Source organism: Bradyrhizobium sp. P5_C12 (genome assembly GCF_054049735.1).
Genome location: NZ_JBFULU010000001.1, coordinates 140,295 through 165,770 on the forward strand (window position 1 = coordinate 140,295; position 25,476 = coordinate 165,770).

The 25,476-nt window shown below is 66.0% G+C and carries 20 protein-coding genes; 11 read left to right on the forward strand and 9 right to left on the reverse strand.

The window, feature by feature from the left end; all coding sequences use genetic code 11:
* Positions 1 to 103: 103 nt before the first annotated feature.
* Both ACXJMY_RS00695 and ACXJMY_RS00700 read right to left on the reverse strand, forming a co-directional pair.
* A complete protein-coding gene (locus tag ACXJMY_RS00695; RefSeq protein ID WP_456617389.1) occupies positions 104 to 1,246 on the reverse strand; it encodes a type III PLP-dependent enzyme in 1,143 nt (380 codons plus the stop codon).
* A 658-nt stretch (positions 1,247 to 1,904) separates the two neighbouring features.
* A complete protein-coding gene (locus ACXJMY_RS00700) occupies positions 1,905 to 2,159 on the reverse strand; it encodes a hypothetical protein (protein ID WP_045004054.1) in 255 nt (84 codons plus the stop codon).
* Positions 2,160 to 2,297: 138 nt separating this feature from the next.
* On the opposite strand from ACXJMY_RS00700, the gene ACXJMY_RS00705 reads away from it, so the two are divergent.
* From ACXJMY_RS00705 to ACXJMY_RS00715, 3 genes are read left to right on the forward strand one after another with little or no spacing between them, the layout of a single operon-like run.
* On the forward strand, positions 2,298 to 4,379 hold the full coding sequence (locus ACXJMY_RS00705) for a M3 family metallopeptidase (RefSeq protein ID WP_456617390.1): 2,082 nt from the start codon (positions 2,298 to 2,300) through the stop codon (positions 4,377 to 4,379).
* Positions 4,379 to 5,017 carry a DUF1007 family protein gene (locus tag ACXJMY_RS00710; protein ID WP_456617391.1) on the forward strand — a complete coding sequence of 213 codons (639 nt, stop codon included), beginning with the start codon at positions 4,379 to 4,381 and terminating at the stop codon, positions 5,015 to 5,017. Before ACXJMY_RS00705 ends, ACXJMY_RS00710 begins: the two co-directional genes overlap by 1 nt.
* A complete protein-coding gene (locus ACXJMY_RS00715) occupies positions 5,014 to 6,138 on the forward strand; it encodes a nickel/cobalt transporter (protein WP_456617392.1) in 1,125 nt (374 codons plus the stop codon). Before ACXJMY_RS00710 ends, ACXJMY_RS00715 begins: the two co-directional genes overlap by 4 nt.
* A 109-nt stretch (positions 6,139 to 6,247) precedes the next feature.
* On the opposite strand, the gene ACXJMY_RS00720 is transcribed toward ACXJMY_RS00715, so the two are convergent.
* Positions 6,248 to 6,646 (reverse strand): MAPEG family protein, encoded by a 399-nt coding sequence (locus ACXJMY_RS00720; RefSeq protein WP_456617393.1) that lies wholly within the window; start codon positions 6,644 to 6,646, stop codon positions 6,248 to 6,250.
* 80 nt (positions 6,647 to 6,726) lie between these two features.
* Between ACXJMY_RS00720 and hemH the strand changes: the two genes are divergently transcribed.
* The 4 genes from hemH (at position 6,727) to ACXJMY_RS00740 (ending at position 10,520) form a co-directional block, all read left to right on the forward strand.
* A complete protein-coding gene (gene hemH, locus ACXJMY_RS00725; protein WP_456617394.1) occupies positions 6,727 to 7,764 on the forward strand; it encodes a ferrochelatase in 1,038 nt (345 codons plus the stop codon).
* A 37-nt stretch (positions 7,765 to 7,801) separates the two neighbouring features.
* Positions 7,802 to 8,776 (forward strand): ABC transporter substrate-binding protein, encoded by a 975-nt coding sequence (locus ACXJMY_RS00730; RefSeq protein ID WP_456617395.1) that lies wholly within the window; start codon positions 7,802 to 7,804, stop codon positions 8,774 to 8,776.
* Between the two features lie 232 nt (positions 8,777 to 9,008).
* Positions 9,009 to 10,001 (forward strand): SPFH domain-containing protein, encoded by a 993-nt coding sequence (locus ACXJMY_RS00735; protein WP_456617396.1) that lies wholly within the window; start codon positions 9,009 to 9,011, stop codon positions 9,999 to 10,001.
* Positions 10,002 to 10,076: 75 nt separating this feature from the next.
* Positions 10,077 to 10,520, forward strand: a complete 444-nt coding sequence (locus tag ACXJMY_RS00740; RefSeq protein WP_456617397.1) for an NfeD family protein — start codon at positions 10,077 to 10,079, stop codon at positions 10,518 to 10,520.
* Between the two features lie 158 nt (positions 10,521 to 10,678).
* On the opposite strand, the gene ACXJMY_RS00745 is transcribed toward ACXJMY_RS00740, so the two are convergent.
* Positions 10,679 to 11,005 (reverse strand): winged helix-turn-helix transcriptional regulator, encoded by a 327-nt coding sequence (locus ACXJMY_RS00745; protein ID WP_456617398.1) that lies wholly within the window; start codon positions 11,003 to 11,005, stop codon positions 10,679 to 10,681.
* A gap of 72 nt (positions 11,006 to 11,077) precedes the next feature.
* Here ACXJMY_RS00745 and ACXJMY_RS00750 point away from each other — a divergent pair, with 72 nt between their 5' ends.
* Positions 11,078 to 11,629 carry a carboxymuconolactone decarboxylase family protein gene (locus tag ACXJMY_RS00750; RefSeq protein WP_456617399.1) on the forward strand — a complete coding sequence of 184 codons (552 nt, stop codon included), beginning with the start codon at positions 11,078 to 11,080 and terminating at the stop codon, positions 11,627 to 11,629.
* Positions 11,630 to 11,782: 153 nt separating this feature from the next.
* Here ACXJMY_RS00750 and ACXJMY_RS00755 read toward each other — a convergent pair whose 3' ends face one another.
* Positions 11,783 to 12,790 carry a KpsF/GutQ family sugar-phosphate isomerase gene (locus tag ACXJMY_RS00755; RefSeq protein ID WP_456617400.1) on the reverse strand — a complete coding sequence of 336 codons (1,008 nt, stop codon included), beginning with the start codon at positions 12,788 to 12,790 and terminating at the stop codon, positions 11,783 to 11,785.
* A 191-nt stretch (positions 12,791 to 12,981) separates the two neighbouring features.
* On the opposite strand from ACXJMY_RS00755, the gene ACXJMY_RS00760 reads away from it, so the two are divergent.
* Positions 12,982 to 14,724 carry an outer membrane beta-barrel protein gene (locus ACXJMY_RS00760; RefSeq protein ID WP_456617401.1) on the forward strand — a complete coding sequence of 581 codons (1,743 nt, stop codon included), beginning with the start codon at positions 12,982 to 12,984 and terminating at the stop codon, positions 14,722 to 14,724.
* Positions 14,725 to 14,863: 139 nt separating this feature from the next.
* On the opposite strand, the gene ACXJMY_RS00765 is transcribed toward ACXJMY_RS00760, so the two are convergent.
* Together ACXJMY_RS00765 and gltB are read right to left on the reverse strand one after the other, a co-directional pair.
* Positions 14,864 to 16,315 (reverse strand): glutamate synthase subunit beta, encoded by a 1,452-nt coding sequence (locus ACXJMY_RS00765; protein WP_456617402.1) that lies wholly within the window; start codon positions 16,313 to 16,315, stop codon positions 14,864 to 14,866.
* 141 nt (positions 16,316 to 16,456) lie between these two features.
* Positions 16,457 to 21,190: a glutamate synthase large subunit gene (gene gltB, locus ACXJMY_RS00770; protein ID WP_456617403.1), complete on the reverse strand. Its 4,734-nt coding sequence runs from the start codon at positions 21,188 to 21,190 to the stop codon at positions 16,457 to 16,459.
* Positions 21,191 to 21,680: 490 nt separating this feature from the next.
* Between gltB and ACXJMY_RS00775 the strand changes: the two genes are divergently transcribed.
* A complete protein-coding gene (locus tag ACXJMY_RS00775) occupies positions 21,681 to 22,469 on the forward strand; it encodes a hypothetical protein (protein ID WP_456617404.1) in 789 nt (262 codons plus the stop codon).
* A 252-nt stretch (positions 22,470 to 22,721) separates the two neighbouring features.
* Here the strand turns inward: ACXJMY_RS00775 and ACXJMY_RS00780 are convergent, their stop codons facing one another.
* Together ACXJMY_RS00780 and ACXJMY_RS00785 are read right to left on the reverse strand one after the other, a co-directional pair.
* Entirely contained in the window at positions 22,722 to 23,492 is a 771-nt protein-coding gene (locus tag ACXJMY_RS00780; protein WP_456617405.1) for an alpha/beta fold hydrolase, read from the reverse strand.
* 314 nt (positions 23,493 to 23,806) lie between these two features.
* The gene (locus tag ACXJMY_RS00785) at positions 23,807 to 24,277 is read right to left on the reverse strand and encodes an Hsp20 family protein (protein WP_456617406.1); all 471 of its coding nucleotides are present in this window, start codon (positions 24,275 to 24,277) and stop codon (positions 23,807 to 23,809) included.
* 221 nt (positions 24,278 to 24,498) lie between these two features.
* Here ACXJMY_RS00785 and ACXJMY_RS00790 point away from each other — a divergent pair, with 221 nt between their 5' ends.
* Positions 24,499 to 25,446, forward strand: coding sequence for an alpha/beta fold hydrolase (locus ACXJMY_RS00790; protein WP_456617407.1), 948 nt, complete (start codon positions 24,499 to 24,501; stop codon positions 25,444 to 25,446).
* The last annotated feature ends 30 nt before the right edge of the window (positions 25,447 to 25,476 follow it).

A 25,476-nucleotide genomic window follows, 5' to 3' on the forward strand; every position in this document is an offset into this window, starting at 1 on the left:
TGCGCGAAGCACGCCGGTCCAAGGCGTCGTCAGAAATCGAAATGTCAGGGAGGAGCCGGCAAGCCGGCTCCCGGGTTCGTCAGGCCTCAGAACAAGAGGCGGATCAGATGTGATAGGTCTTCAGCGGCGGGATGCCGTTGAACGCCACCGCCGAGTAGGTCGACGTATAGGCCCCGGTGCCTTCGATCAGCAGCTTGTCGCCGATCTCGAGCGTCACCGGGAGCGGATACGGGTTCTTCTCGTACAGCACGTCGGCGCTGTCGCAGGTCGGGCCCGCGAGCACGCACGGCGTCATGTCCGCACCGTCATGCGGGGTGCGGATGGCGTAGCGGATCGACTCGTCCATGGTCTCGGCGAGACCGCCGAACTTGCCGATGTCCAGATAGACCCAGCGCACCTCGTCCTCGTCGCTCTTCTTCGAGATCAGCACGACCTCGGATTCGATGATGCCGGCGTTGCCCACCATGCCGCGGCCCGGCTCGATGATGGTCTCCGGAATCTGGTTGCCGAAGTGCTTGCGCAACGCGCGGAAGATCGAGCGGCCGTAGGTGACGACCGGCGGCACGTCCTTCAGGTACTTGGTCGGGAAGCCGCCGCCCATGTTGACCATGGTCAGGTTGATGCCGCGCTCGGCGCAGTCGCGGAACACCTGCGAGGCCATCGCCAGCGCGCGGTCCCACGCCTTCACCTTGCGCTGCTGCGAGCCGACATGGAACGAGATGCCGCACGGCTCCAGGCCCAGGCGCTTGGCGACGTCGAGCACCTCGACGGCCATCTCCGGGTCGCAGCCGAACTTGCGCGACAGCGGCCACTCGGCGCCGGCGCAGTCATAGAGGATGCGGCAGAACACCTTCGCGCCGGGAGCGGCACGGGAAACCTTCTCGACCTCGGCGGCGCAGTCGACTGCGAACAGGCGAATGCCGAGCGCGAAGGCGCGCGCGATGTCGCGCTCCTTCTTGATCGTGTTGCCGAAGGAGATGCGGTCGGGCGTAGCGCCAGCGGCCAGCGCCATCTCGATCTCGGCGACCGTCGCGGTGTCGAAGCAGGAGCCCATGGAGGCGAGCAGCGCCAGCACTTCCGGCGCCGGGTTCGCCTTGACGGCATAGAACACGCGGCTGTCGGGCAGCGCCTTGGCAAAGCTCTGGTAATTGTCGCGCACGACCTCGAGGTCGACGACGAGGCAAGGCTCGGTGTCCCGGCCCTCGCTGCGGCGGTTGCGCAGGAATTCCTGAATACGTTCGGTCATAGCACTCTCCCAAACGGCCCAGCGACGGGGATCCGTTCAAAAAATGACGTCGGATAAGAGCGCTCCGGCCAGATCACGCGATGGAGGCGTGACGAGCCAAAGACTCACATCAGACTGTGCTGCCGTGGATTGGTTGGGAATTTCCCGCCCGCACACCTGGCAATGAAGGACAAGCCTTTTCAGTAGCCCGCGCCGGCGTTGGACTGCCGGTAGAGACCAAAAAAGCCCGATCCGTCGTTGCTTTAAGTCGCGTCCCCCGTTGAGAGCGGGGTGCGCCGGTTCGCCTCCGGCTGCCAGTCACGGTTGCAAAAAGTGAAGTCACCTTCGACAAGGCATCTCTTTGAGAGAGATGCTGGACGCTCCGGGTTTGCTTGGGTCTTTCGACTTCCGCACTTCCGAAGAGCCCCTCGGCTTCTTCACCCCTTGGCGGCTGTCCGGCCTCTTGTCCGGATACCTACCGACTGACACACGACCACAGGCACGTGCGAAATTGGGCAAGAACGCACATAAGCGTTTTGAATCTCGATCGCAAGAATTTTTTTAGGCTGGCGACAAGATTACCTAACATCTGCTTGCGCTGTGTTGCGCGAGCGACGGGGAAGATGAACAGGCGTTAAGTTTTTCTGCGCCGCGCGCGCGTCTCGCGCGCGTGCACGCTTCAGCCGCGCTTGGTGAAGGGCTCGACGCGCTGAGCCGCGCGGATGAAGGCGGTCATCACGAGCACGCCGAGTGCGAACAGCACGGCCTGAAGGATGTGTGCGCCCTGATCGCCGAGCCCGAACAGGATCGCGAGCGCCCAACCACCGGCAAACGCCGCGCCGAACACTTCGGCGCCGATCAGGATGGCGGCGCTGATGACGGTGATGACGCTCGGCCAGACGATCTGGCGGGAGGACGAGGAAGGCGCGTTCATGAGCTCAGGGGTCCTAGGCTTCGAGGGCCGCAATCTCCCCGAAAAGGCGGGCGGGAGCAAGGCCAAATGGCCCAAAAAAGCCCCATCGCGTGCTATAGCTGGCCCCCAACAATCGAGCCTCAAAAACCGGGACTTGCGATGTCAGACCCCCGCCAAACTACGGACCCCGAGACCAACCCGCTGCTGAAGGCCTGGGTGACGCCGTTCGCGACCCCGCCCTTCGACGAGATCAGGCCGGAGCACTTCCTCCCGGCCTTCGAGCAGGCCTTCGCCGACCATTCCGCCGAGATCGCGGCGATCGCCCATGATCCGGCCGCGGCCGACTTCGCCAACACCATCACGGCGCTGGAGCGCTCCGGCAAGCTTCTGAACAAAGTCGCTTCCGTCTTCTACGACCTCGTCTCGGCGCATTCCAACCCGGCCATCCTGGAGATCGACAAGGAGGTCTCCTTGCGGATGGCGCGGCACTGGAATCCGATCATGATGAATGCCGTGCTGTTTGGCCGCATGGCCCAGCTGCACGAGAACCGCGCCAATCTTGGTCTGGATCCCGAGCAGCTCCGCCTGCTCGAGCGCACCTACACCCGCTTCCACCGCTCGGGCGCCGGCCTCTCCGAGGAGGCCAAGGCGCGGATGGCCGAGATCAACGAGAAGCTCGCCCAGCTCGGCACCGGCTTCAGCCATCATCTGCTCGGCGACGAGCAGGAGTGGTTCATGGAGCTCGGCGAGGCCGATCGCCAGGGCCTGCCGGAGAGTTTCGTCGCCGCCGCCAAGGCCGCGGCAGACGAGCGCGGCATGGCCGGCAAGGCCATCGTGACGCTGTCGCGCTCCTCGGTCGAGCCGTTCCTGAAGAGCTCGGCGCGGCGCGACCTGCGCGAGAAGGTCTACAAGGCCTTCACCGCGCGGGGCGACAACGGCAACGCCAATGACAACAACGCGACGATCGTCGAGATCCTGCAGCTGCGCGAGGAGAGCGCCAAGCTGCTGGGCTATCCGACCTTCGCCGCCTACCGGCTCGAGGACTCCATGGCCAAGACGCCGGATGCGGTGCGGGGCCTGCTCGAGCGCGTCTGGAAGCCGGCTCGCGCCCGGGCGCTCGCCGATCGCGACGAGATGCAGACGCTGATCACGGAAGAGGGCGGCAATTTCAAGCTCGCGCCCTGGGACTGGCGCTTCTACGCCGAGAAGCTCCGCCTCCAGCGCGCCAATTTCGACGACGCCGCGATCAAGCCCTATCTCGCGCTCGATCACATGATCGACGCGGCCTTCGACTGCGCCACGCGCCTGTTCGGCATCACCTTCGCGGAGCGCAAGGACGTGCCCGTCTGGCACCCGGACGTCCGGGTCTGGGAAGTGAAGGGCCGCGACGGCAAGCACAAGGCGCTGTTCTACGGCGACTACTTCGCCCGGCCGTCAAAGCGCTCCGGCGCCTGGATGACCTCGCTGCGCGACCAGCAGAAGCTCGACGGCGACACTGCGCCGCTGGTTCTCAATATCTGCAACTTCTCCAAGGGGGCGGACGGGGAGCCCTCGCTGCTGTCGCCCGACGATGCCCGCACCCTGTTCCACGAGTTCGGCCACGGCCTGCACGGCATGCTCTCCAACGTGACCTATCCGTCGCTGTCGGGCACCTCCGTGTTCACCGACTTCGTCGAGCTGCCCTCGCAGCTCTACGAGCACTGGCAGGAGCGGCCCGAGGTGCTGCAACAGTTCGCCCGTCATTATCAGACCGGCGAGCCGCTGCCCGACGACCTGCTGCAACGCTTCCTGGCCGCACGAAAATTCAATCAGGGCTTCGCCACCGTCGAGTTCGTCTCTTCGGCCCTGGTCGATCTCGAATTCCACACCCAGCCGGCCTCGGCCGCGCAGGACGTGCGCGCCTTCGAGAAGCGCGAGCTGGAGAAGATCGGCATGCCCGAGGAGATCGCGATGCGGCACCGGCCGACGCAGTTCGGCCACATCTTCACCGGCGATCATTATGCCGCCGGCTATTACAGCTACATGTGGTCGGAGGTGATGGACGCCGACGCGTTCGGCGCGTTCGAGGAGGCCGGCGACATCTTCGACCCGGCGGTCGCAAAGCGCCTCCACGACGACATCTACTCCTCGGGCGGATCGGTCGATCCGGAAGCCGCCTATGAGGCCTTCCGCGGCCGCCCGCCGGAGCCCGACGCGCTGCTCCGCCGCCGCGGCCTGCTCGACGCCCCGAAGGCGGCCTGATGCGCATGCGCGCCCTTCTCGGGCTGCTGCTCGCCGCCGTCCTGTCGCTTGCGGCGGGCGCAGCGAGCGCGCATCCCCATGTCTGGATCACGGCGACCAGCGAGCTGCTCTATGCCGCGGACGGCACCATCACCGGCGTGCGCCACGCCTGGACGTTTGACGACATGTTCTCGGCCTATGCGGTGCAGGGGCTCGAGAGCAAGACCAAGGGCGCCTATACGCGCGAGGAACTCGGGCCGCTGGCGCAGACCAATGTCGAGTCGCTGAAGGAATATGCCTACTTCACCTTTGCGCGAGCCGACGGCAAGAAGGAGCGATTCCAGGAGCCGGTCGACTACTTCCTCGACTACAAGGACACGGTGCTGACCCTGCACTTCACGCTGCCGCTGAAGAACCCGGTCAAGCCCAGGCAATTGGTGCTCGAGGTGTTCGACCGCTCCTTCTTCATCGACTTCCAGATGGCCAAGGACAACCCGGTCAAGCTGGTCGGCGCCCCCGCGGGCTGCCAGATGAAGCTCGACCGTCCCAGCGACGGCTCGGCCACCGCCCAGAAGCTCAATGAGCAGACCTTCCTGAACGGCGAGAACTCCAATTTCGGCATGATGTTCGCCAACAAGATCACGGTGGATTGCCCTTGAAGCAGCATCTCTCCCTGCTCACCCGCGGGCTGATCGCCTGCGTGGCCGTTCTGCTGGTCGCGATCGTGGCCGATGCCGCGCTTCACGATCTGCTCGCGCAAAATCCGTTCGGCGCGCCGCGCCCCGCGCAGGCGGCCGAACCCGAGGCCAGCGGCATCATCGGCTGGCTGCTGGCAAAACAGTCGGAATTCTATCGCCAGATGTCGGCGACGATCCGCGCCGCCAAGACCGACGGCTCGGCGGTGTGGACGCTGCTCTTCATCTCGTTTGCCTACGGCATCTTCCACGCCGCCGGTCCCGGCCACGGCAAGGCGGTGATCGCCTCCTATCTTGTCGCCAACCGCGAGACCGCGCGGCGCGGCATCGCGCTGTCGTTTGCCTCGGCCCTGATGCAGTCGCTGGTGGCGATCCTGATCGTCGGCATCTCGGCCTGGGTGCTGAATGCGACGGCGAAAACCATGTGCAAGGCGGAAGGCGCGATCGAGATCGCCAGCTACGCCCTGATCGCGCTGTTCGGCCTGCGCCTAGTCTGGGTCAAGGGCGGCGCCTTTATTCGCGCGCTCCAGGCCGCGCAGCCGGTGCCGGCGATCGCGGGCGTGCCGCATCACCATGATCACGGCCATCACCATCATGATGCGCATGACCATCATGACCATGCTCACGGCCATGATCATCGTCACCACGATCATGGTCACGCCCACGCCCATCACGCACATGAGCACGTCCATGACGAACATTGCGGCCATTCCCACGGTCCCGCGCCGAGCGAGCTCGCCGGTCCCGGCGGCTGGCGGCGCGGTTTTGCCGCGATCTTGACCGTCGGCATCCGTCCGTGCTCGGGCGCGATCCTGGTGCTGGTGTTCGCGCTCGCCCAGGGCCTGTTCTGGGCCGGCATCGCCGCGACCCTGCTGATGGGGCTCGGCACCGCGATCACGGTCGCGGCCATTGCGGTCATCGCCGTCTCCGCCAAGGACATCGCCGGCCGCCTGAGCGCAGGGCGCGACGGCGGCGGCGCGCTGTTCATGCGCGGCATCGAATTCGGCGCCGCCGGTCTCGTGCTGCTGTTCGGCGCGGGCCTGCTGTTCGGCTACATCGCGGCCGAACGGACGACGTGTTTTTGAGCCGAAAGCCTCGTAGCCCGGATGGAGCGAAGCGCAATCCGGGACAGTGCCGCTGCGGAAGGACCCCGGATTACGCTTCGCTCCATCCGGGCTACGATCTCTGACAAGCTCACACCGGCAAAAACCGCTTCAACATCGGCATGAAGAAAATCCCGAGATTGATCGCAAAGCCGATGCTCCAGAGGATCGAGCGCAGCGTCGGGCGGTTGCCGAGATAGGTCAGCACGTAGGCGATCCGCACGATCAGGAACAGCACCGCGAGCTCGTCGATCAGCCGCTGCGGCGCGTCCCTGAATTCGGCGAGCAGCACCGCGAAGGCGAAGAACGGAAAGGTCTCGATGCCGTTCTGATGGGCGCCGAGCGCGCGCTGCGCGATGGCATCCTCATAGAAGGCGGGATCGCGCGGCCGGGAATTGTCGAAGCCGCCAAACCGGATCCATTTGATCGAGGCTATCGTCGCCAGATAGAGCAGCAGTGCTCCGAAAACGCACCATTCCGCAAGCGTCATGGTTCCTCCCCCTGTGCACCGACCCTAGCGAAACCGGCCCAATCTTGACAAGTTCGGAGCAACGCGCGACCCAACGGACCATGACCACGATTGTCCCCATCGAGACCGCAAAGCGGGCCGCGCAGCCCGGCCCCTCGCGCGTCGGCGTGCTGCTGGTCAATCTCGGCACGCCCGATACGGCCGACGCCCCCGGCGTGCGGGTTTATCTCAAGGAATTCCTCTCGGACCCCCGCGTCATCGAGGACCAGGGCCTGATCTGGCAACTGGTGCTGAACGGGATCATCCTGCGCAGCCGGCCGCGCACCAAGGCGCTCGACTATCTGAAGATCTGGAATACCGAGAAGAACGAGTCACCGCTCAAGACCATCACGCGGTCGCAAGCCGACAAGCTCGCAGCCGCGCTGCTGGACCGCGACCACGTCGTGGTGGATTGGGCGATGCGCTACGGCAATCCCTCGATCAAGTCGGGCATCGAGGCGCTGATCGCAAAGGGCTGCGAACGCATCCTGGCCGTGCCGCTCTATCCGCAATATTCCGCCCCGACCTCGGCCACCGTCTGCGACGAGGTGTTTCGCGTGCTCGCCCGCCTGCGGGCGCAGCCGACGCTGCGGGTGACGCCGCCCTACTACGAGGACGAGGCCTATATCGAGGCGCTCGCGACCTCGATCGAGGCGCATCTCGCCACGCTGCCGTTCAAGCCGGAGCTGATCGTCGCCTCCTTCCACGGCATGCCGAAATCCTATGTCGACAAGGGCGATCCCTATCAGGGCCACTGCGTCGCCACCACCGAGGCGCTGCGCCGCCGGCTCGGGATGGACGCCTCGAAACTGCTGCTGACCTTCCAGTCGCGCTTCGGCAATGACGAGTGGCTCCAGCCCTATACCGACAAGACGATGGAGCGTCTCGCCAAGGAAGGCGTGCGCCGCATCGCGGTGGTGACGCCGGGCTTTGCCGCCGACTGCCTGGAGACGCTGGAGGAGATCGCGCAGGAGAATGCCGAGATCTTCGGGCACAATGGCGGCGAGCAGTTTTCCGCGATCCCCTGCCTCAACGACAGCGAGCCGGGCATGGACGTGATCCGCACCCTGGTGCTGCGCGAGCTCCAAGGCTGGATATAAGGCTGGATATGATGAGTCTGGATCTGAGGGGCGCCCGATGAACCGCCGCGAGGTCCTGGCGCTTCTCGGGACGATCGCCGCGCTGCCGCCGGCGGCACTGGCGCAGTCGAACGCGACGCGCCGGCTCGGCGTGCTCACCGTCACGGCCGATGACGATGCGGTCGGACAGACCCGCAGCGCCATCCTGGTCGAGGCGCTCGCCGGGCATGGCTGGAAGGAGCACGGTAACCTCAAGGTCGACTGGCGCAGCGGCGGCGGCGACCGGGCGCGCATCGCGCGGCTTGCGGACGAGCTGATCGCGCTCAAGCCCGACATCCTGCTGGCGGTCGGCACGCCCTCCGTCGAAGAGCTGCGCAAGCGCACCGCGACGACCCCGATCGTGTTCGCCGTGGTGACCGATCCCGTCAGCCAGGGTTTTGTCCAGAACCTCGCCCATCCCGGCGGCAACATCACCGGCTTCACCGATTATGACGGCCCCCTGGCCGGCAAATGGCTGGAGATGCTGACGCAGGTCACGCCGCGGGTCGCCCGCGTCTTCGTCGTGTACAATCCCGCCACCGCGCCGTTCGCCGGCATCATGCTGCGCACGATCGAGGACGCCGCGCGCACGCTCGGCGTAGCGGTCGAGCCCGCGACGGTGCACGACGCCGCTTCGATCGCTGCGCTGGCCTCGCGCAAGGACGGCGGCTTCCTGATCCTGCCGGACTTCTTCACCATGGCCAATCGCGCGCATCTGCTGGCGGCGATCAATGAGGCGCGCGTGCCGGCGGTGTACTGGAGCCGCACCTTCGTCGACGAGGGCGGGCTGATGTCCTACAGCACCGACAGCACCGAGCAGCTGCGCCGCGCCGCCTCCTACATCGATCGCATCCTGAAGGGCGCGCTGCCTGCCGACCTCCCGGTCCAGAACCCCACCAAGTTCGAGCTTGCGATCAACCTCAAGGCAGCCAAGGCGCTTGGCGTCGCCGTTCCCGCCAGTCTGCTCGCGCTTGCGAACGAGGTCATCGAATAGGCTGGTCCCTATGACGGGCGGTTTGGCTGGAAATGTTAACTTTTGTCGCTAGGTCTGCGCCTGCGCGCTTTCAAGAGTGTCTTGCAAATACTTAATCGTGACCGTTCCCTCTCCGTGCGTCTTGTGAAGAATCGCACGAATGCCGACGTGAATTGCGACCGCTGAACCGGTAGGGTGATCATCCCGACCAATGACAGCGCGGGAAAGGGCTTTTTCCCGCCTTGGAGGATATATGAGCGGCTTCGATATTTTCGCGATTGTTCTGGTATTGCTCGTCATCGTCACGCTCATTGCCGGCGTGAAGACGGTGCCGCAGGGCTATGACTGGACCATCGAACGGTTCGGCAAATACACCCAGACGCTGACACCGGGGCTCAATCTGATCGTACCCTATTTCGATCGTGTCGGACGCAAGATCAACATGATGGAGCAGGTGATCAACATTCCCGAGCAGGAGGTGATCACCAAGGACAACGCCACCGTCACGGTGGACGGCGTCGCCTTCTTCCAGGTGTTCGACGCGGCGAAAGCCAGCTACGAGGTCTCCAATCTCGAGCAGGCGATCATCGTGCTGACCATGACCAACATCCGCTCGGTGATGGGCTCGATGGATCTCGACCAGGTGCTGTCGCACCGCGACGAGATCAACGAGCGCCTGTTGCGCGTGGTCGATGCCGCGGTCTCGCCGTGGGGCCTGAAGGTCAACCGGATCGAGATCAAGGACATCGTGCCGCCGGCCGATCTGGTCGAGGCGATGGGACGGCAGATGAAGGCCGAGCGCGTCAAGCGCGCCGACATTCTTCAGGCCGAAGGCGCGCGCCAGTCCGAGATCCTGCGCGCCGAGGGCGCCAAGCAGGGCCAGATCCTCCAGGCCGAGGGCCGCCGCGAGGCCGCCTTCCGCGACGCCGAGGCGCGCGAGCGCCTGGCCGAAGCCGAGGCCAAGGCGACCCAGATGGTCAGCGAGGCCATCAGCAAGGGTGACGTCGCCGCGCTGAACTATTTCATCGCCGACAAGTATATCAAGGCATTCGGCCAACTGGCGGACTCGCCGAACCAGAAGGTCATCATGCTGCCGGTGGAAGCGATGAGCATGCTCGGCTCGCTCGCCGGCATCGGCGAGATCGCCAAGGCGACGTTCGGCGAGAGTGCGGCCTCGGCCGCCGCGGCCGCCCGCCGCGGCTCGGTGCCGCCGGCCGGACCGACGCCGCCCGCGGTGCCGCAATAGGGCTCGGCGCATGACCCGGAAAAGTGGATACCGGTTTTCCGATAAGGTCATGCGCCAATATAAAGAGGTCGTGTCATGACCGACATGTTCGTTTCGCTCGGTACCTGGAACTGGCTGATCTTCGGCTTCATCCTGATGGCGCTAGAGGTGCTGGCGCCGGGCGTGTTCCTGTTCTGGCTCGGGCTTGCCGCATTGTTGGTCGGCCTGATCTCGTTCACCGTCGCCGTGTCCTGGCAGATCCAGCTCGTGATGTTCGCGGTGTTCGCAGCCGCCGCCGTGCCGGTGTGGCGCCGGCTCGCCCGGCCGAAACTCGGCACGGGCGCAAGCCCCTTCCTCAACAAGCGCGCGGACGCGCTGCTCGGCCGCGAGTTCACGCTGGAGAAGCCGATCATCGACGGCAATGGCACGGTGCGCATCGGCGACACGGTGTGGCGCGTGGCCGGCCCCGATACGCCAGCGGGGACGCGGGTGAAGGTGGTGCGGGTGGATGGCGCGAATCTGACGGTGGCGGCGGCGTGACGACTGTTCGCCTCTCCCCGCGCGCGGGGAGAGGCCGGATTGCATCGAAGATGCAATCCGGGTGAGGGGGACCTTCCGCGAATCTATCTCTCACCGCATTTGCGGAGGTAGCCCCTCACCCCAGCCCTCTCCCCGTAAGAACGGGGAGAGGGAGTCCATCACTTCCCCCACCTCTCCGCAAACCTGTGCAGCGGCATGAACGTCTCGCACAGCTCCCGCCCGAGCGGTGTCAGCCCGTAGCCGCCGGCCTCGCCCAGCTCCACGAACCCCGCCTCGCGCAACTCGCTCAGCCGCGCTTGCAGCACCGTGGGCGAGGCTTCGTCGCAGGCGGTGCGCAGTGCGCGGGAGGTGAGGGGAGTGCCGCGCAATTCCCACAATATCCGCAACGACCAGCGCCGGCCGAGCAAGTCCAGCAGCGCCATGATCGGCCGTCCGGTGCGCGAACCGCGGACGTTGCGTGACCTGGAAGGGGCCTGTTTCGCCATCGATGCGTCCTTGCGCGATGCTACGGATAGTGTAGCGTACTGCTACGATAATTGTAGCAATGGAGACGGCCCATGTCCCTGGCCACGCCGCGCATCGCGCCGCTCGCGCCGCCTTATCCCCCGGAGATCCAGGCGCAGTTCGACCGCATCATGCGCGGCGCGCCGCCGCTGCTGCTGTTCCGGGTGATGGCGGGCCATACCCGCGCCTGGGACAAGTTTCGCGCCGGTGGCCTGCTCGATCCCGGGCCGCTGTCCCTGCGCCAGCGCGAGATCGTCATCGACCGGACGACCGCGCTGAACGATTGCGAATATGAATGGGGCGTGCATGTCGCGATCTTCGCCGGGGCCGCGCAGCTCACCGAGGACGAGGTCCGCGCCACCGTACGCGGCGATGCGGCGTCACCCTGCTGGTCGCCGGCCGAGCAGGCGCTGATCGCCGCCGTCGACGCGCTGCATCATCGCGCGACGCTTGCCGACGCCGAATTCGCCGCGCTGTCGGCGCATTACGATGCGGCGCAGGTCCTGGAGATCATGCTGCTGTGCGGCTTCTATCGCACGGTGTCGTATCTGGCGAACGGGCTGCGACTGCCGCTGGAGGACAAGGCGGCGCGGTTTCCGCGATAGACTCCCTCGCCCCGCTTGCGGGGAGAGGGTTGGGGTGAGGGGGAGTCTCCGCGGGGGAGGTGGCAGTTGGACTCGTGGAGAGTCCCCCTCACCCGGATCGCATCTGGCGATGCGATCCGACCTCTCCCCGCAGGCGGGGCGAGGTAAGAAAGATTAAGCCACGCCCGCCCGCAGCAGATCGTGCAGGTGCACGATGCCGACCACCTTGTCCGCCTCGGTCACGACCAGCGTCGTGATCTTGCGCGTGTTCAGCACCTCGATCATCTCGGTCGCGAGCATCGAGGGCGGCACGGTCCTGGGCTGCTTCGTCATGATGTCGTCGACCGAGGCGGTCAGGAGATCGGGACGCATATGGCGGCGCAGATCGCCGTCGGTGATGATGCCGGCGATCTCGTTAGCCTCGTTGACGATGCAGACACATCCCAGGCCCTTGGCCGACATCTCGACCACGGCGTCCGACATCTTGGTGCCGGCCGGCTTCACCGGGATCTCCGCGCCGGTGCGCATGTAGTCGCGGACGAATTTCAGCATCGCACCGAGCTTTCCGCCGGGATGGAAATGCGCGAACTCCAGCGCGGTGAAGCCGCGGCCTTCGAGCAAAGCGATCGCAATCGCGTCGCCGATCGCGACCTGCATCATCGTCGAGGTGGTGGGCGCCAGATTGTGCGGGCAGGCCTCGCGCGCCTTCGGCAGCTCGATCACGATGTCGGCGGCCTGTCCGAGCGAGGATGCCGCGTTCGACGTCACTGCGATCATCGGAATCGCGAACCGCGCCGAATAGTTCACGAGGGTCTTCATCTCCGGCTGCTCGCCGGACCAGGACAACGCCATGATGACGTCGTCCGCGGTGATCATGCCGAGGTCGCCATGGGCGGCTTCGGCGGTGTGAACGAAGAAGGCCGGCGTGCCGGTCGAGGCCAAGGTCGCCGCGATCTTGCGCGCCATGTGGCCGGACTTGCCGAGCCCGGTGACGATGACGCGGCCTTTTGCGTTGCGGATCAGGTCGACCGCCCTGGCAAAGGTCTCGCCCAGCGGGCCGCGCAGCGCGGCTGCGAGCGCGTTGATGCCGCCGCTCTCCGTCTCCAGCGTGCGGAGCGCGGATTCGACGCTTGTAGGGGTGGGGCCGGATGATGGGGTCATCAGCGGTTTCGAGCTCGGCATGCTTTGATCCAGGAGGGTGGGCGATTGCCCGGTTGGCGCCTGCTTAGCACGCCCGGGCCCGCGAGGCGACGCGACCGCCAATGCACGCAACGGGTCATTAACCATAATTGTTTTAACTCCATTAACGATGGTTCCCGCTGTTCGCGGAGGGTCGTCAAAGAAGTGTCTGATTTCGTTGGAGTTATTCCATCGTGGGGTCGCCTCCAGGTAGGGGCCGGAGCCGTCGCGCGTACGCCTTTCGCGCCGCTTTGCCATGCCTGCTGCTGACCGCGCTGGAAAGCGCACCGGCGACGGCCCAGAGCCTCACGCCCGACCTGTTCAATCCGAGCCGCGGCGGTTTCGCCTCGCCCGACACGCTGCCGACGCGCCGCACGGCCGGCGTGCCGCAGGCGCCGTCGGATGCGATCCCGGCGCCGCCCGATCCCAACGCCGATCCGCGCAGGAGCCAACAGGCTCCGGCGACCTCGCGCATCGGTCAGGTCCCGACCTATGGCCTGCCGGCCGCCAATGGCGCGAGCAGCTCCGGCTACGACTCGCTCAACCGCAAGCGGCAGCAGCCAAAGCTTTATCCGGGCCAACCGAAGCCGAAGCGTGCCGCCGGTCCCGGCTCTCCGGTGCCGCCCGCGACACCGGACAGGACGCTCGGGCCGCCGCGCATCGCGCCGCCGCCCTCCGAGACTGCGAACAAGGCGCCGATCCCGCGCGCGATGGCCGGCACCGTGCCGGGCCAGCCGCTGCGCCGCCGCCTCAAGCTCGACGACGATGCGTTCGGCGCGGTCGGCGACTATGCCGGCAGCTTCCTGATCAAGGGCGGGCTCGAGCTCTCCGCCGGCTACGACACCAATCCGGCGCGCCTCCAGAAGCCGGTCGGCTCGCCGGCCTACGTGGTCGCGCCCGATCTCCTCGTGATGTCCGACTGGGAGCGCCACGCGCTGGTCGCTGACTTACGCGGCTCGTTCTCGGGCTACACCAACAACATGCCGGCGACGATCGACGGCCTTGCCTCGCCGTCGCCGGTCGAGATCGACCGCCCCGATTTCACCGGCCATGTCGACGGCCGCGTCGACGTCACCCGCGATTTCAAGCTGACCTCGCAATTGCGCCTGCGGCTCGCCACCGACAATCCCGGCAGCCCGAACGTGCAGGCCGGCCTGCTGAAATATCCGATCTACGCCAGCTATGGCGGCACCTTCGGCTTCGACCAGACCTTCAACCGCTTCCAGGTCGCGGCCGGTGCCACCGTCGACCGCACGGCGTACACGAACTCCAAGCTCACCGACGGCACAGTGTCCAGCAACGATGACCGCGACTTCAACCAATATGGCGGCATCGGCCGTTTCTCCTACGACCTCAAGCCGGGGCTGAAGCCGTTCGTCGAGATCGAAGGCGACAGCCGCGTGCACGACCAGCCCGCCGACCGCAACGGCTACTTCCGCGACTCAAACGGCGGCTATGCCAAGGTCGGCTCGACCTTCGAGTTCTCGCGCATCCTCACCGGCGAGATATCGGTCGGCTATACCGCGCGCAACTATGTCGACCCGCGGCTGAGCCAGCTCGCGGGCTTCCTGACCGCGGGCTCGCTGATCTGGAATGCGAGCGGCCTGACCACTGTGAAATTCGCCACCGACACGCAGATCGCGGAGTCCACGGTCCCCGGCTCCTCCGGCGTGCTGGTGCACACCTACGCCGCCGAGGTCGACCACGACTTCCGCCGCTGGCTGACCGCCGTCGGCAAGTTCACCTTCGGCACCTACGACTACCAGAACCAGAACCGCAACGACAAAACCTACTCGCTCGAAGGCAATCTGATCTACAAGCTCAACCGCAACATCTGGATCAAGGGCACGCTCCGCCACGACATCCTGAACTCGAACCAGCCGGGATCGAGCTCGCAGGGGACGGTGGTGATGCTGGGGGTGAGGCTGCAGAATTAATTCCGCTGTCATGCCCCGCGAAGGCGGGGCATCCAGTACGCCGCAGCCTATCCGTCTACGACTGACGTCTCTGGAATACTGGATCGCCCGCTTTCGCGGGCGATGACAGCTCTTATAAATCCGACGGTGAAGCGAAAACCTACCGCGGCAGGTCCGTCTTCCCCATCAGGAACGTATCGATCGACCGCGCGCACAGCCGGCCTTCGCGGATCGCCCACACCACCAGCGACTGGCCGCGGCGCATGTCGCCGGCCGAGAACACGTTGGGACGCGAGGTCTGGTAGTCCAGCACGTTGGCCTTGACATTGCCGCGCGGGTCGAGCTCGACCGAGAGCAGCTTCAACAGGCCCTCGTGCACGGGATGCACGAAACCCATGGCGAGCAGGACCAGCTCGGCATCGAGCTCGAACTCGGTGCCGGCAATCGGCTTGAACTTGTCGTCGACGCGGACGCAGTGCAGCTTCTTGACCTTGCCGTTCTCGCCGGAGAACTTCTGGGTCAGCACGGCATATTCGCGGATCGCGCCTTCGGCCTGGCTGGAGGACGTCCGCATCTTCAGCGGCCAGTTCGGCCAGGTCAGGCCCTTGTTCTCGCGCTCGGGCGGGGCGGGCATGATCTCGAGCTGGGTCACGGACAGGGCGCCCTGGCGCAGCGAGGTGCCGATGCAGTCGCTTCCGGTGTCGCCGCCGCCGATGACGACGACATGCTTGCCGCCGGCCAGAATCTCGGTGACGCCGCCCAGCGGCTCCTCGGAGACGCGGCGGTTCTGCTGCGGCAGGAAGTCCATCGCGTAGTGGATGCCGTCGAGGTCGCGGCCGGGGATCGGCAGGTCGCGCGGGGCTTCCGCGCCGCCGGTCAGCGCCACCGCGTCGTATTCGTTGAGCAGCTCGCGCGGATCGACATTGCCCTCGGCGCCGACATGGCTGTTGTAGTGGAAGGTGACGCCTTCGCCTTCCATCTGCGCCACACGGCGGTCGATGATGCCCTTCTCCATCTTGAAGTCGGGAATGCCGTAGCGCAGCAGGCCGCCGGCCTTGGCGAACTTCTCGAACAGATGCACGTCGTGGCCGGCGCGCGCGAGCTGCTGCGCGCAGGCCATGCCGGCCGGACCCGAGCCGATCACCGCGACCTTCTTGCCGGTCTTGACCGCGGCGACTTCAGGCTTCAGCCAGCCATTGTCCCAGGCGCGGTCGACGATCGCGCATTCGATGGTCTTGATGGTGACCGGGTTGTCGTCGATGTTGAGCGTGCAGGACGCCTCGCACGGCGCCGGGCAGATGCGCCCGGTGAACTCCGGAAAATTGTTGGTCGAGTGCAGGTTGCGCGAGGCCTCTTCCCAATTGCCCTGATAGACGAGGTCGTTGAAGTCGGGGATCTGGTTGTTGACCGGGCAGCCGGGCGTGCCGGGCGCGACCGAGCCGGTGCCGTGGCAATAGGGAATGCCACAGTTCATGCAGCGTGCGGCCTGGTCGCGCGTTTCCTTCTCGGTCAAGGGAACGACGAACTCGTTGAAATGCTTCACGCGCTCGGCGACCGGGGAGTACTTGCGGTCGTGCCGTTCGATTTCGAGAAAACCCGTGATCTTGCCCATTAAACCCGAAGTCCCTGCCGCTTAGGTTTGTTTGCCGTCGTTCCGGGATGCGCGCGCTGCGCGCAGACCCGGAACCTGGAGATTGCCTTGCGAGATTCCGGGTTCGCGCTTTGCGCGCCCCGGAATGACGCGTTGTAAGAATTACGCCCCGATCGCGATCTTCGGCTCGGCGTCCGCGTTGGCGGCCATTTCGCGCAGCGCGCGCCGGTACTCGACCGGCATCACCTTGCGGAATTTGGGCAGCCAATCCTTCCAGTTGGCAAGGATGTCGGCGGCGCGCCTGGAGCCGGTCGCCTTGGCGTGGCGCGAGATCAGGACGTGCAGCCGCTCGACGTCGGAGTCGAGCAGGTTCTTGAACACGTCGACCCGGCCGTGCGCCTCGAGGTCACCGGCGTGATTATAGGTGCCGGCGTTGATCAGCTCCTCCGACAGCACCGGTTCGAGCTCGACCATCGCCATGTTGCAGAGCTTGTCGAAGTCGCCGGTCTCGTCGAGCACATAGGCGATGCCGCCCGACATGCCGGCCGCGAAGTTGCGCCCGGTCTTGCCGAGCACGACCACGATGCCGCCGGTCATGTATTCGCAGCAATGATCGCCCGCGCCCTCGACCACCGCGACCGCGCCGGAGTTGCGCACGGCAAAGCGTTCGCCGGCGACGCCGCGGAAGTAGCACTCGCCCTGGATCGCGCCGTACATCACGGTGTTGCCGACGATGATGCTCTCTTCCGGCACGATGGCGCTGTTCTTCGGCGGCTTGACGATGATCTTGCCGCCGGAGAGGCCCTTGCCGACATAGTCGTTGGCTTCACCTTCGAGCTCGAAGGTGACGCCTTGCGCCAGCCACGCGCCGAAGGCCTGGCCCGCGGTGCCCTTGAGGCTGACATGGATGGTGTCATGCGGCAGGCCGGCATGGCCGTAGATCTTGGCCAGCGCGCCCGACAGCATCGCGCCGGCGGAACGGTTGGTGCTGTTGATCGCGGCCTCGATCTTGACCGGCGCGCCGCGGTCGAGCGCGGGCGTGGCCTTCTCGATCAGCGTGCGGTCGAGCACGGCTTCCAGATGATGGTTCTGGCGCTCGGAGTGGTAGATCTTCTGGCCTTTCTCTTCCTTCTGCTTGACGAACAGCTTCGAGAAGTCGAGCCCCTTGGCCTTCCAGTGCGCGACCAGCCTGGTCTGGTCGAGGAACTGCACCTGGCCGATCATCTCGTTGAAGGTGCGGAAGCCGAGCGATGCCATGATCTCGCGGACTTCCTCGGCGACGAAGAAGAAGTAGTTGATGACGTGCTCGGGCTGGCCGGTGAAGCGCTTGCGCAGGACCGGGTCCTGGGTCGCGACGCCGACCGGGCAGGTGTTGAGATGGCACTTGCGCATCATGATGCAGCCGGCCGCGATCAGCGGCGCGGTGGCGAAGCCGAACTCGTCGGCCCCGAGCAGCGCGCCGATCACGACGTCACGCCCGGTGCGGAAGCCGCCGTCGACCTGGACCACGATGCGGCTGCGCAGCCGCTCGCGCACCAGGGTCTGGTGGGTTTCTGCGAGGCCGATTTCCCAAGGGCTGCCGGCATGCTTGATCGAGGTCAGCGGCGATGCACCGGTGCCGCCCTCGAAGCCCGCGATGGTGACGTGGTCGGCGCGCGCCTTGGCGACGCCCGCGGCAACCGTGCCGACGCCGATCTCGGAGACGAGCTTGACCGAGACGTCGCCCGTCGGGTTGACGTTCTTGAGGTCGTAGATGAGCTGCGCCAGGTCCTCGATCGAGTAGATGTCGTGGTGCGGCGGCGGCGAGATCAGGCCGACGCCCGGCGTCGAGTGCCGGACCTTGGCGATGGTCGCGTCGACCTTGTGGCCGGGCAACTGGCCGCCTTCGCCGGGCTTGGCGCCCTGCGCCATCTTGATCTGCATCATGTCGGAGTTGACGAGATACTCCGTGGTGACGCCGAAGCGGCCCGAGGCGACCTGCTTGATCGCCGAGCGCATGCTGTCGCCGTTCGGCATCGGCTTGAAGCGGTCGGCTTCCTCGCCGCCTTCGCCGGTGTTGGACTTGCCGCCGATCCTGTTCATGGCGATCGCGAGCGTGGTGTGCGCCTCGCGCGAGATCGAGCCGAAGCTCATCGCGCCTGTGGCGAAACGCTTGACGATGTCCTTGGCCGGCTCGACCTGGTCGAGCGGGATAGGCTTGCGCTTCTCTTCCTCGGCCGTCTTGACCCGGAACAGGCCGCGCAGCGTCAGCAGCCGCTCGGACTGCTCGTTGAGAATCTTTGCGAAGGCGCGGTAGCGTTCCAGCGAATTGCCGCGCGCGGCATGCTGGAGCAGCCCGACCGACTCCGCGGTCCAGGCATGGTCCTCGCCGCGGCTGCGGTAGGCATATTCGCCGCCGACGTCGAGCGCGGTCTTGTAGACCAGCGCCTCACCGAACGCGTCGGCATGACGGCGCACGGCCTCTTCGGCGATCTCGGCGAGACCCACGCCCTCGACGCGGGTGTGCGTGCCGGCGAAGAACTTTCCGACGAAGTCGGCCTTGAGGCCGACGGCGTCGAAGATCTGCGCGCCGCAATAGGACTGGTAGGTCGAGATGCCCATCTTGGACATCACCTTCAGAAGGCCCTTGCCGATCGACTTGATGTAGCGCTTGACGATCTCGTAATCGTCGAGCGAGCCGGGCAGGCGGTCCTTCATCGCGATGATGGTCTCGAACGCGAGATAGGGGTTGATCGCCTCGGCGCCGTAGCCGGCCAGGCAGGCGAAGTGATGCACTTCGCGCGGCTCGCCGGATTCGACGACGAGGCCGACCGAGGTGCGCAGGCCGGTGCGGATCAGATGATGATGCACGGCGGCGCAGGCGAGCAGCGACGGGATCGGCACGCGGTCGCTTCCAACCATGCGGTCGGACAGGATGATGATGTTGACGCCTTCGCGCACCGCGCTTTCGGCGCGCGCGCAGAGCTCGTCGAGCACCTGGTCCATGCCGGCGGCACCGAGGCCGGCGTGGAACGTGGTGTCGAGCGTGCGCGACTTGAAGTGGGATTCGGCCACGTCCGAGATCGAGCGGATTTTTTCCAGGTCCGCGTCGGTCAGGATCGGCTGGCGGGCTTCGAGGCGCTTGGTGGTGGCAAGCCCCTGGAGGTCGAACAGGTTGGGCCGCGGTCCGATGATCGAGACCAGGCTCATCACCAGCTCCTCGCGGATCGGGTCGATCGGCGGGTTGGTGACCTGCGCGAAGTTCTGCTTGAAATAGGTGAAGAGCGGCTTGGCCTTGTCCGACAGCGCCGAGATCGGGGTGTCGTTGCCCATCGAGCCGGCGGCTTCCTCGCCGATGGAGGCCATCGGCGTCATCAGGATGGTGATGTCTTCCTGGCTGTAGCCGAACGCCTGCTGGCGATCCAACAGAGACAGGTTGGAGCGCACGCCGGTGGTCGGCACCTTGGGCAGCTCTTCCAGCACGATCTGGGTCCGCTCGAGCCACTCCTTGTAGGGATGGCTCCGGGCGAGATCGGCCTTGATCTCGTCGTCGGGGATCAGGCGGCCCTGTTCGAGGTCGACCAGCAGCATCTTGCCGGGCTGAAGCCGCCACTTGGTGATGATCTGGTCCTCGGGGATCGTGAGCACGCCCATCTCGGACGCCATCACGATGCGGTCGTCCTTGGTCACGAGATAGCGCGCCGGCCGCAGGCCGTTGCGGTCCAGCGTGGCGCCGATCTGGCGGCCGTCGGTGAAGGCGATCGCGGCGGGGCCGTCCCACGGCTCCATCAGCGCGGCGTGATATTCGTAGAAGGCGCGGCGCGTCTCATCCATCAGCGGATTTCCGGCCCACGCTTCCGGAATCATCATCATCACCGCGTGCGGCAGCGAGTAGCCGCCCTGCACCAGGAATTCGAGCGCGTTGTCGAAACAGGCGGTGTCCGACTGGCCTTCATACGAGATCGGCCAGAGCCGGTTGATGTCCTTGCCGTAAAGGTGCGAACTGACGGAGGCCTGGCGTGCCGCCATCCAGTTGACGTTGCCGCGCAGCGTGTTGATCTCGCCGTTATGCGCGATCATGCGGTAGGGATGCGCCAGCGACCACGCCGGGAAGGTGTTGGTCGAGAAGCGCTGATGCACCAGCGCCAGCGCGCTCTCGAAGTCCGGCTCATGCAGGTCGGGATAGTACTTGCCGAGCTGGTCGGCGAGGAACATGCCCTTGTAGATCACGGTGCGGCAGGACATCGAGCAGGGGTAATAGCCCGCGAGCCCGCGGTCGCGGCGCTGGTAGATCGCCTGCGAGATCGACTTGCGCAGGATGTAGAGCCGTCGCTCGAAATCGTCCTCGGTCTTGGCGGTGCCGTTGCGGCCGATGAACACCTGCATGCAGGCGGGCTCGGTCGGCTTCACGGTGACGCCGAGCGAGGAATTGTCGGTCGGCACGTCGCGCCAGCCGAGCAGGGTGAGGCCTTCTTCCTTGATCTGGTCGGAGATGATGCTCTTGATGACGTTGCGCCAGGCGGTGTCGCGCGGCATGAACAGCGCGCCGATGGCGTATTCGCCGGGCTGCGGCAGCGCGAAGCCGTTCTCCTTGGCCTTGCGGGCGAAGAAGGCGTGCGGGATCTGCACCAGGATGCCGGCGCCGTCGCCGGCGCGTGGGTCGGCGCCGACGGCGCCGCGATGCTCGAGGTTGCAGAGGATGCTGAGCGCGTCCGAGACGATCTCGTGGGACTTCTTGCCCTTGATGTTGGCGATGAAGCCGACGCCGCAGGAATCCTTTTCCAGGCTCGGATCGTAGAGACCTTCGGCCGGCGGGCGCGAATTGTGTTCCTGGATCGGATCAGTCGTTTTCGAGGCGACCGTCGCCGACAGTTCTTCTGCCACGATGTTTGCGCGCTCGAATTGCGACCCGTTCATGTCCTCGTCCTCTCCATGCGGCAAGCTGCCTCACCGCCATCTTCGGCGCACCTTGGGCGTCCCGCGGCACCCGCTTCTGGGCCACCGCTCGTCCGCTGCGAGCCGCATTTTCTTAGATTCAGGCCAAGGCGTTCCTCGTCCCCGAGAACGGCTTTGCCTGGTACCTTCTTGGCGCTCGAGAGCACCGTACTTTCGTTGCAATCCCCATGCCGGGATCGCAGGCAAAATTGAGACAGTCTTCCTGTCCTAACCCGCACCTTGCCAAATTTTTGTCTACCACACAAGCACGCGAAAGTCCCGATTCCCAACGTGTCAATCAGCGCTTTCGGTTGGGCGCGCGCCCCGGATTTGAAGCAAACGCGCCGCGATCCGGCCCCGGGGACGCCGGAATCCGGAGGGAAGCTTCGGATCGGTCCTTCGAAAAGCGCGCCACGCTACAAGAAGCGAAAGAGCGCAAGCCGTCCCGGGGCCTGACAGGAGCGTTTCGACCATGAAGTTTTTCACAGGATGTGTGGCTGCCGCCGCGCTTGCGCTGGCTGCGACGGCTGCTGAGGCGCAAGTTCCGGCGAACGGTATTGCGGGAGGGGCCAGCATCGCCGTGTCGGATTTCGACGGGCCATACGCGCCGCCCGACGCCGGCCCGCCACCGCCGCCGCGCTACGGCTATGGCTATGGCGATGATCGCGGGCTCGCGCCGGCGCTGCTGCCGGCTACCGAGGTCTACGCGGTCTTGCGTGAGAACGGCTTCTTGCCGCTCGGCATCCCGCGCCTGCGCGGCGCCGTCTACACCATCGCGGTGATCGACCGCCGCGGCGACGACGGCCGGCTGGTGATCGACGCCCGCGACGGACGGATTTTGCGTTTCATGCCGGCCGCCGATGCCTACGGCATGGCTCCCGCCTATCAGGAGCGCGCGGTCGCGCCGTACGGGCCGCAAGGCGCGCTGCCGCCGCCGACCGCGATCCGCAGCGGCCCGCCGCGGCCGCCAGCCTCGATCCCGCATGTCGCAAGCCGCGCCGTGCCGCTGCCCAAGGCCGCGCCGCCGCGCGGCGAGACACCGGTAGCCGCCGCCAGGCCGACCTCGCCCGAGCCGGCGCCGCAGCAGGCTCAGGCCCCGCAGGCTCAGGCCCCGCAGGCTCAGCCCGCGCAGCAGACCGCCGCCGTGCAGCCCAAGCCCGCCGAGGCTGCGCAAGCTGCCGCGCCGACGGTTGGACTAGTGAAGCCCGCACCGACGATTTTGCCGACGCAGGACATGCCGGCAGCGCAGGGGCTGGATTAGCGCTCACGCGCGGTGTTCGTTTGATCGCACGCTGCACGCCGCACACACGGTGTCGTCCTGGCGAAGGCCAGGACCCATACCGCGAGGTCTATCGATCGTAGGAGATGCCAGTACCGGACGATGAGCCTTCGCCAAACTGCTCCCTCGGGTAATGGGTCCTGGCTTTCGCCAGGACGACGTTGGGGAGAAGGCCGAGCAAAACAAAAAGGCGCCCGAAAGGTCGGGCGCCTTTCGCGTTACGGCAACCGCCGCTCAACTCCGCCCATACCCCGCCGCTTCCAGAATCAAATTCGCCACCTCCCTGGGATGCGACACCAGCGAGAGGTGGCCGGCATCGAGCTCGATCGTGGTTGCGTTCATGCGCTTGGCGAGGAAGCGTTCGAGATCGGGATTGATGGTGTAGTCGCTCTTCGACACCGCGTACCAGCTCGGCCTGGTGTGCCAGGCGGCTTCGGTGGTGCGGCCGGCGAAGATCGAGGCCGCCGTCGGCCATTGCACGGCGTAGAGCTCCTTGGCCTGCTCCGGCTTCACGCCATTGGCGAAATACTTCAGGAACGCGTCTTCGGAGAGCTTGGTGTAGCCGTCGCGCTCGACGATGCCGGCGCGGACCGGACCGGTCGGGAATTGCTTCGACAGCGCGACGAAATCCTCGTTCGCATCGGGCGCGCGTGCGGCGACGTAGACGAGCCCGGTGACCTTCGGGTCGGTGCCGACCTGGCTGATCACGGTGCCGCCCCAGGAATGCGCGACCAGCACGGTCGGACCGTCCTGCTCGGCCAGCGCGCGCTTGGTCGCCTCGACGGAGTCCGCAAGCGACGACAGCGGATTTTGCACGGCGGTGACGTGCAATCCGGCCGCCTGAAGGATCGGGATCACCTCCGACCAGCTCGAACCGTCGGCCCAGGCGCCGTGCACCAGCACGACGTTCTTCGCCTTCACGGTCTGCGGGGTCTGCGCGTGAGCAAGGCTGATGGGGGCCGCCAGCAGGCTCGCGGCGACGAAAAGGCTGCGCCAAAGTGTCAAGATCGGTCTCCGTCTTTTTGGGTTCGATGTCCAAAGGACGGAGCGCAGGGCGGCGCCGTTACGCGTGTTCACCGCTCTGTGATGCGGCAATAGAGCAACCAAGCAAACGGTGTCGTCCTGGCGAAAGCCAGGACCCATACCGCGAGGTCTGTCGATCGCGTGCGGTAGGAGTACCGAACGACGAGTCTTCGCCAAACTTCCTTTTGGGGTAATGGGTCCTGGCTTTCGCCAGGACGACGCTGGAGGGGGAGCGGGGCATAAAAAAACGCCCCGGGGCACCGGGGCGTTTTCGCAACCTGGAAGCGATGCGTGCTTTAGGCGGCAGCCTTCGCGGCCGAGTTCTCGATCACCTGCGCGCCTTGCGCACCGGTGTTGATCGCGATCTGGCGCGGCTTCTTGGCCTCGGGAATCTCGCGCACGAGGTCGACGTGAAGCAGGCCGTTCTCGAGCGAGGCGTCCTTCACCTGCACGAAGTCGGCGAGCTGGAAGGCGCGCTCGAAGGCACGCGCGGCGATGCCGCGGTAGAGCACCTCGGACTTGCTGTTCTCGCCTGCGACTTTCTCGCCCTTGATCGTCAGCGTGTTTTCCTTCGCGACGATGGAGAGCTCATCCTTGGCGAAGCCGGAGACCGCGACGGTGATGCGGTAGGCGTTCTCGCCGGTGCGCTCGATATTGTAGGGGGGATAACCGGGGCTGCCGTCCGAACCCGCCTGGTCGAGCAGGTTGAAGAGGCGGTCAAAGCCGACGGTGGAACGATAGAAGGGAGTCAGATCGTAGGTACGCATGGTCAAGTCCTCCATTGAGCGACTGTTGGGCAACCCGCCCGCCTATCGGGCCGGGCTTTCGTCTGTGTGCAGCCTGATGTTCCGGTTCCGAAACACTGGTAGCGGCCTGCACCAAGGTGATATGGGTTTTGGGAAACTGCGTTCAAGAGGGCGGCAAACAGCGCCTTTTCGGCGCTGCCGCCCCTCGATCTTCAGCACGTCCCGCCCAACCACTTCCAATCATGACGCTGGTCTCGATACCCTCCAATCCCGTGCCCGAGAACGTCGTCAGTGGCACCATCAGGACGCCCGACGGCGCCGAGCTGCGCTTTGCGCGCTGGGCGCCGCCGGCGAACCGCAAGGGCACCGTCTGCGTCTTCACCGGGCGCAGCGAGCAGATCGAGAAATATTTCGAGACGGTGCGCGACCTGCGCGACCGCGGCTTTGCGGTGGCGATGATCGACTGGCGCGGGCAGGGCCATTCCTCGCGCCGTCTGCGCGATCCGCGCAAGGGCTATGTCCGCGACTTCGCCGACTTCGAGATCGATGTCGAGACCTTCGTGCAGCAGGTGGTGCTGCCGGACTGCCCGCCACCCTTCTTCGCGCTCGCTCATTCCATGGGGGGCGCGGTGATGCTTCGGGTGGCGCATGCGGGCAAGCGTTGGTTCGATCGCATGGTGCTGTCGGCGCCGATGATCGACCTGCCGGGCCGCGCCACCTCGTTTCCGGTGCGGGCGCTGCTCAAGACGATGCGTCTGATGGGGCAGGGCGGGCGCTACGTTCCCGGCGGCGGCGACCGCCTGACCGGGCTCGATCCCTTCATCAACAATCCCCTGACCAGCGACCCCGTGCGCTATGCGCGCAATGCCGCGATCCTGGAGGAGGATCCGACGCTCGGGCTGGCGTCACCGACGGTCGCCTGGGCCGACACCGCCTTCAGGGCGATGAACACCTTCAAGGGCATGAGCTACCCGTCCGAGATCCGCCAGCCGATCCTGATGCTGGCGGCCTCCAACGACACCGTGGTCTCGACCGCCGCGATCGAGGAGTTCGCCTATCATCTCCGCGCCGGCTCGCATCTCGTGATCGCCGGCTCGAAGCACGAGATCCTCCAGGAGCAGGACCGCTACCGCACCCAGTTCTGGGCCGCCTTCGACGCCTTCGTTCCGGGCACGCCGCTGTTCAAGTGAGAGGGCCGTGACAGTGCGCTCCCTCGCCCC

What these genes read in the sequence shown, in the direction of transcription:
- ACXJMY_RS00720 (WP_456617393.1), bottom strand. Translation starts at nt 6,646, where the DNA reads ATGACGCTTGCGGAATGGTGCGTTTTCGGAGCACTGCTGCTCTATCTG.
- ACXJMY_RS00740 (WP_456617397.1), top strand. Translation starts at nt 10,077, where the DNA reads ATGACCGACATGTTCGTTTCGCTCGGTACCTGGAACTGGCTGATCTTC.
- ACXJMY_RS00735 (WP_456617396.1), top strand. Translation starts at nt 9,009, where the DNA reads ATGAGCGGCTTCGATATTTTCGCGATTGTTCTGGTATTGCTCGTCATC.
- ACXJMY_RS00775 (WP_456617404.1), top strand. Translation starts at nt 21,681, where the DNA reads ATGAAGTTTTTCACAGGATGTGTGGCTGCCGCCGCGCTTGCGCTGGCT.
- hemH (WP_456617394.1), top strand. Translation starts at nt 6,727, where the DNA reads ATGACCACGATTGTCCCCATCGAGACCGCAAAGCGGGCCGCGCAGCCC.
- ACXJMY_RS00745 (WP_456617398.1), bottom strand. Translation starts at nt 11,005, where the DNA reads ATGGCGAAACAGGCCCCTTCCAGGTCACGCAACGTCCGCGGTTCGCGC.
- ACXJMY_RS00710 (WP_456617391.1), top strand. Translation starts at nt 4,379, where the DNA reads ATGCGCATGCGCGCCCTTCTCGGGCTGCTGCTCGCCGCCGTCCTGTCG.
- ACXJMY_RS00785 (WP_456617406.1), bottom strand. Translation starts at nt 24,277, where the DNA reads ATGCGTACCTACGATCTGACTCCCTTCTATCGTTCCACCGTCGGCTTT.
- ACXJMY_RS00790 (WP_456617407.1), top strand. Translation starts at nt 24,499, where the DNA reads ATGACGCTGGTCTCGATACCCTCCAATCCCGTGCCCGAGAACGTCGTC.
- ACXJMY_RS00700 (WP_045004054.1), bottom strand. Translation starts at nt 2,159, where the DNA reads ATGAACGCGCCTTCCTCGTCCTCCCGCCAGATCGTCTGGCCGAGCGTC.
- ACXJMY_RS00730 (WP_456617395.1), top strand. Translation starts at nt 7,802, where the DNA reads ATGAACCGCCGCGAGGTCCTGGCGCTTCTCGGGACGATCGCCGCGCTG.
- ACXJMY_RS00755 (WP_456617400.1), bottom strand. Translation starts at nt 12,790, where the DNA reads ATGCCGAGCTCGAAACCGCTGATGACCCCATCATCCGGCCCCACCCCT.
- gltB (WP_456617403.1), bottom strand. Translation starts at nt 21,190, where the DNA reads ATGAACGGGTCGCAATTCGAGCGCGCAAACATCGTGGCAGAAGAACTG.
- ACXJMY_RS00765 (WP_456617402.1), bottom strand. Translation starts at nt 16,315, where the DNA reads ATGGGCAAGATCACGGGTTTTCTCGAAATCGAACGGCACGACCGCAAG.
- ACXJMY_RS00750 (WP_456617399.1), top strand. Translation starts at nt 11,078, where the DNA reads ATGTCCCTGGCCACGCCGCGCATCGCGCCGCTCGCGCCGCCTTATCCC.
- ACXJMY_RS00695 (WP_456617389.1), bottom strand. Translation starts at nt 1,246, where the DNA reads ATGACCGAACGTATTCAGGAATTCCTGCGCAACCGCCGCAGCGAGGGC.
- ACXJMY_RS00705 (WP_456617390.1), top strand. Translation starts at nt 2,298, where the DNA reads ATGTCAGACCCCCGCCAAACTACGGACCCCGAGACCAACCCGCTGCTG.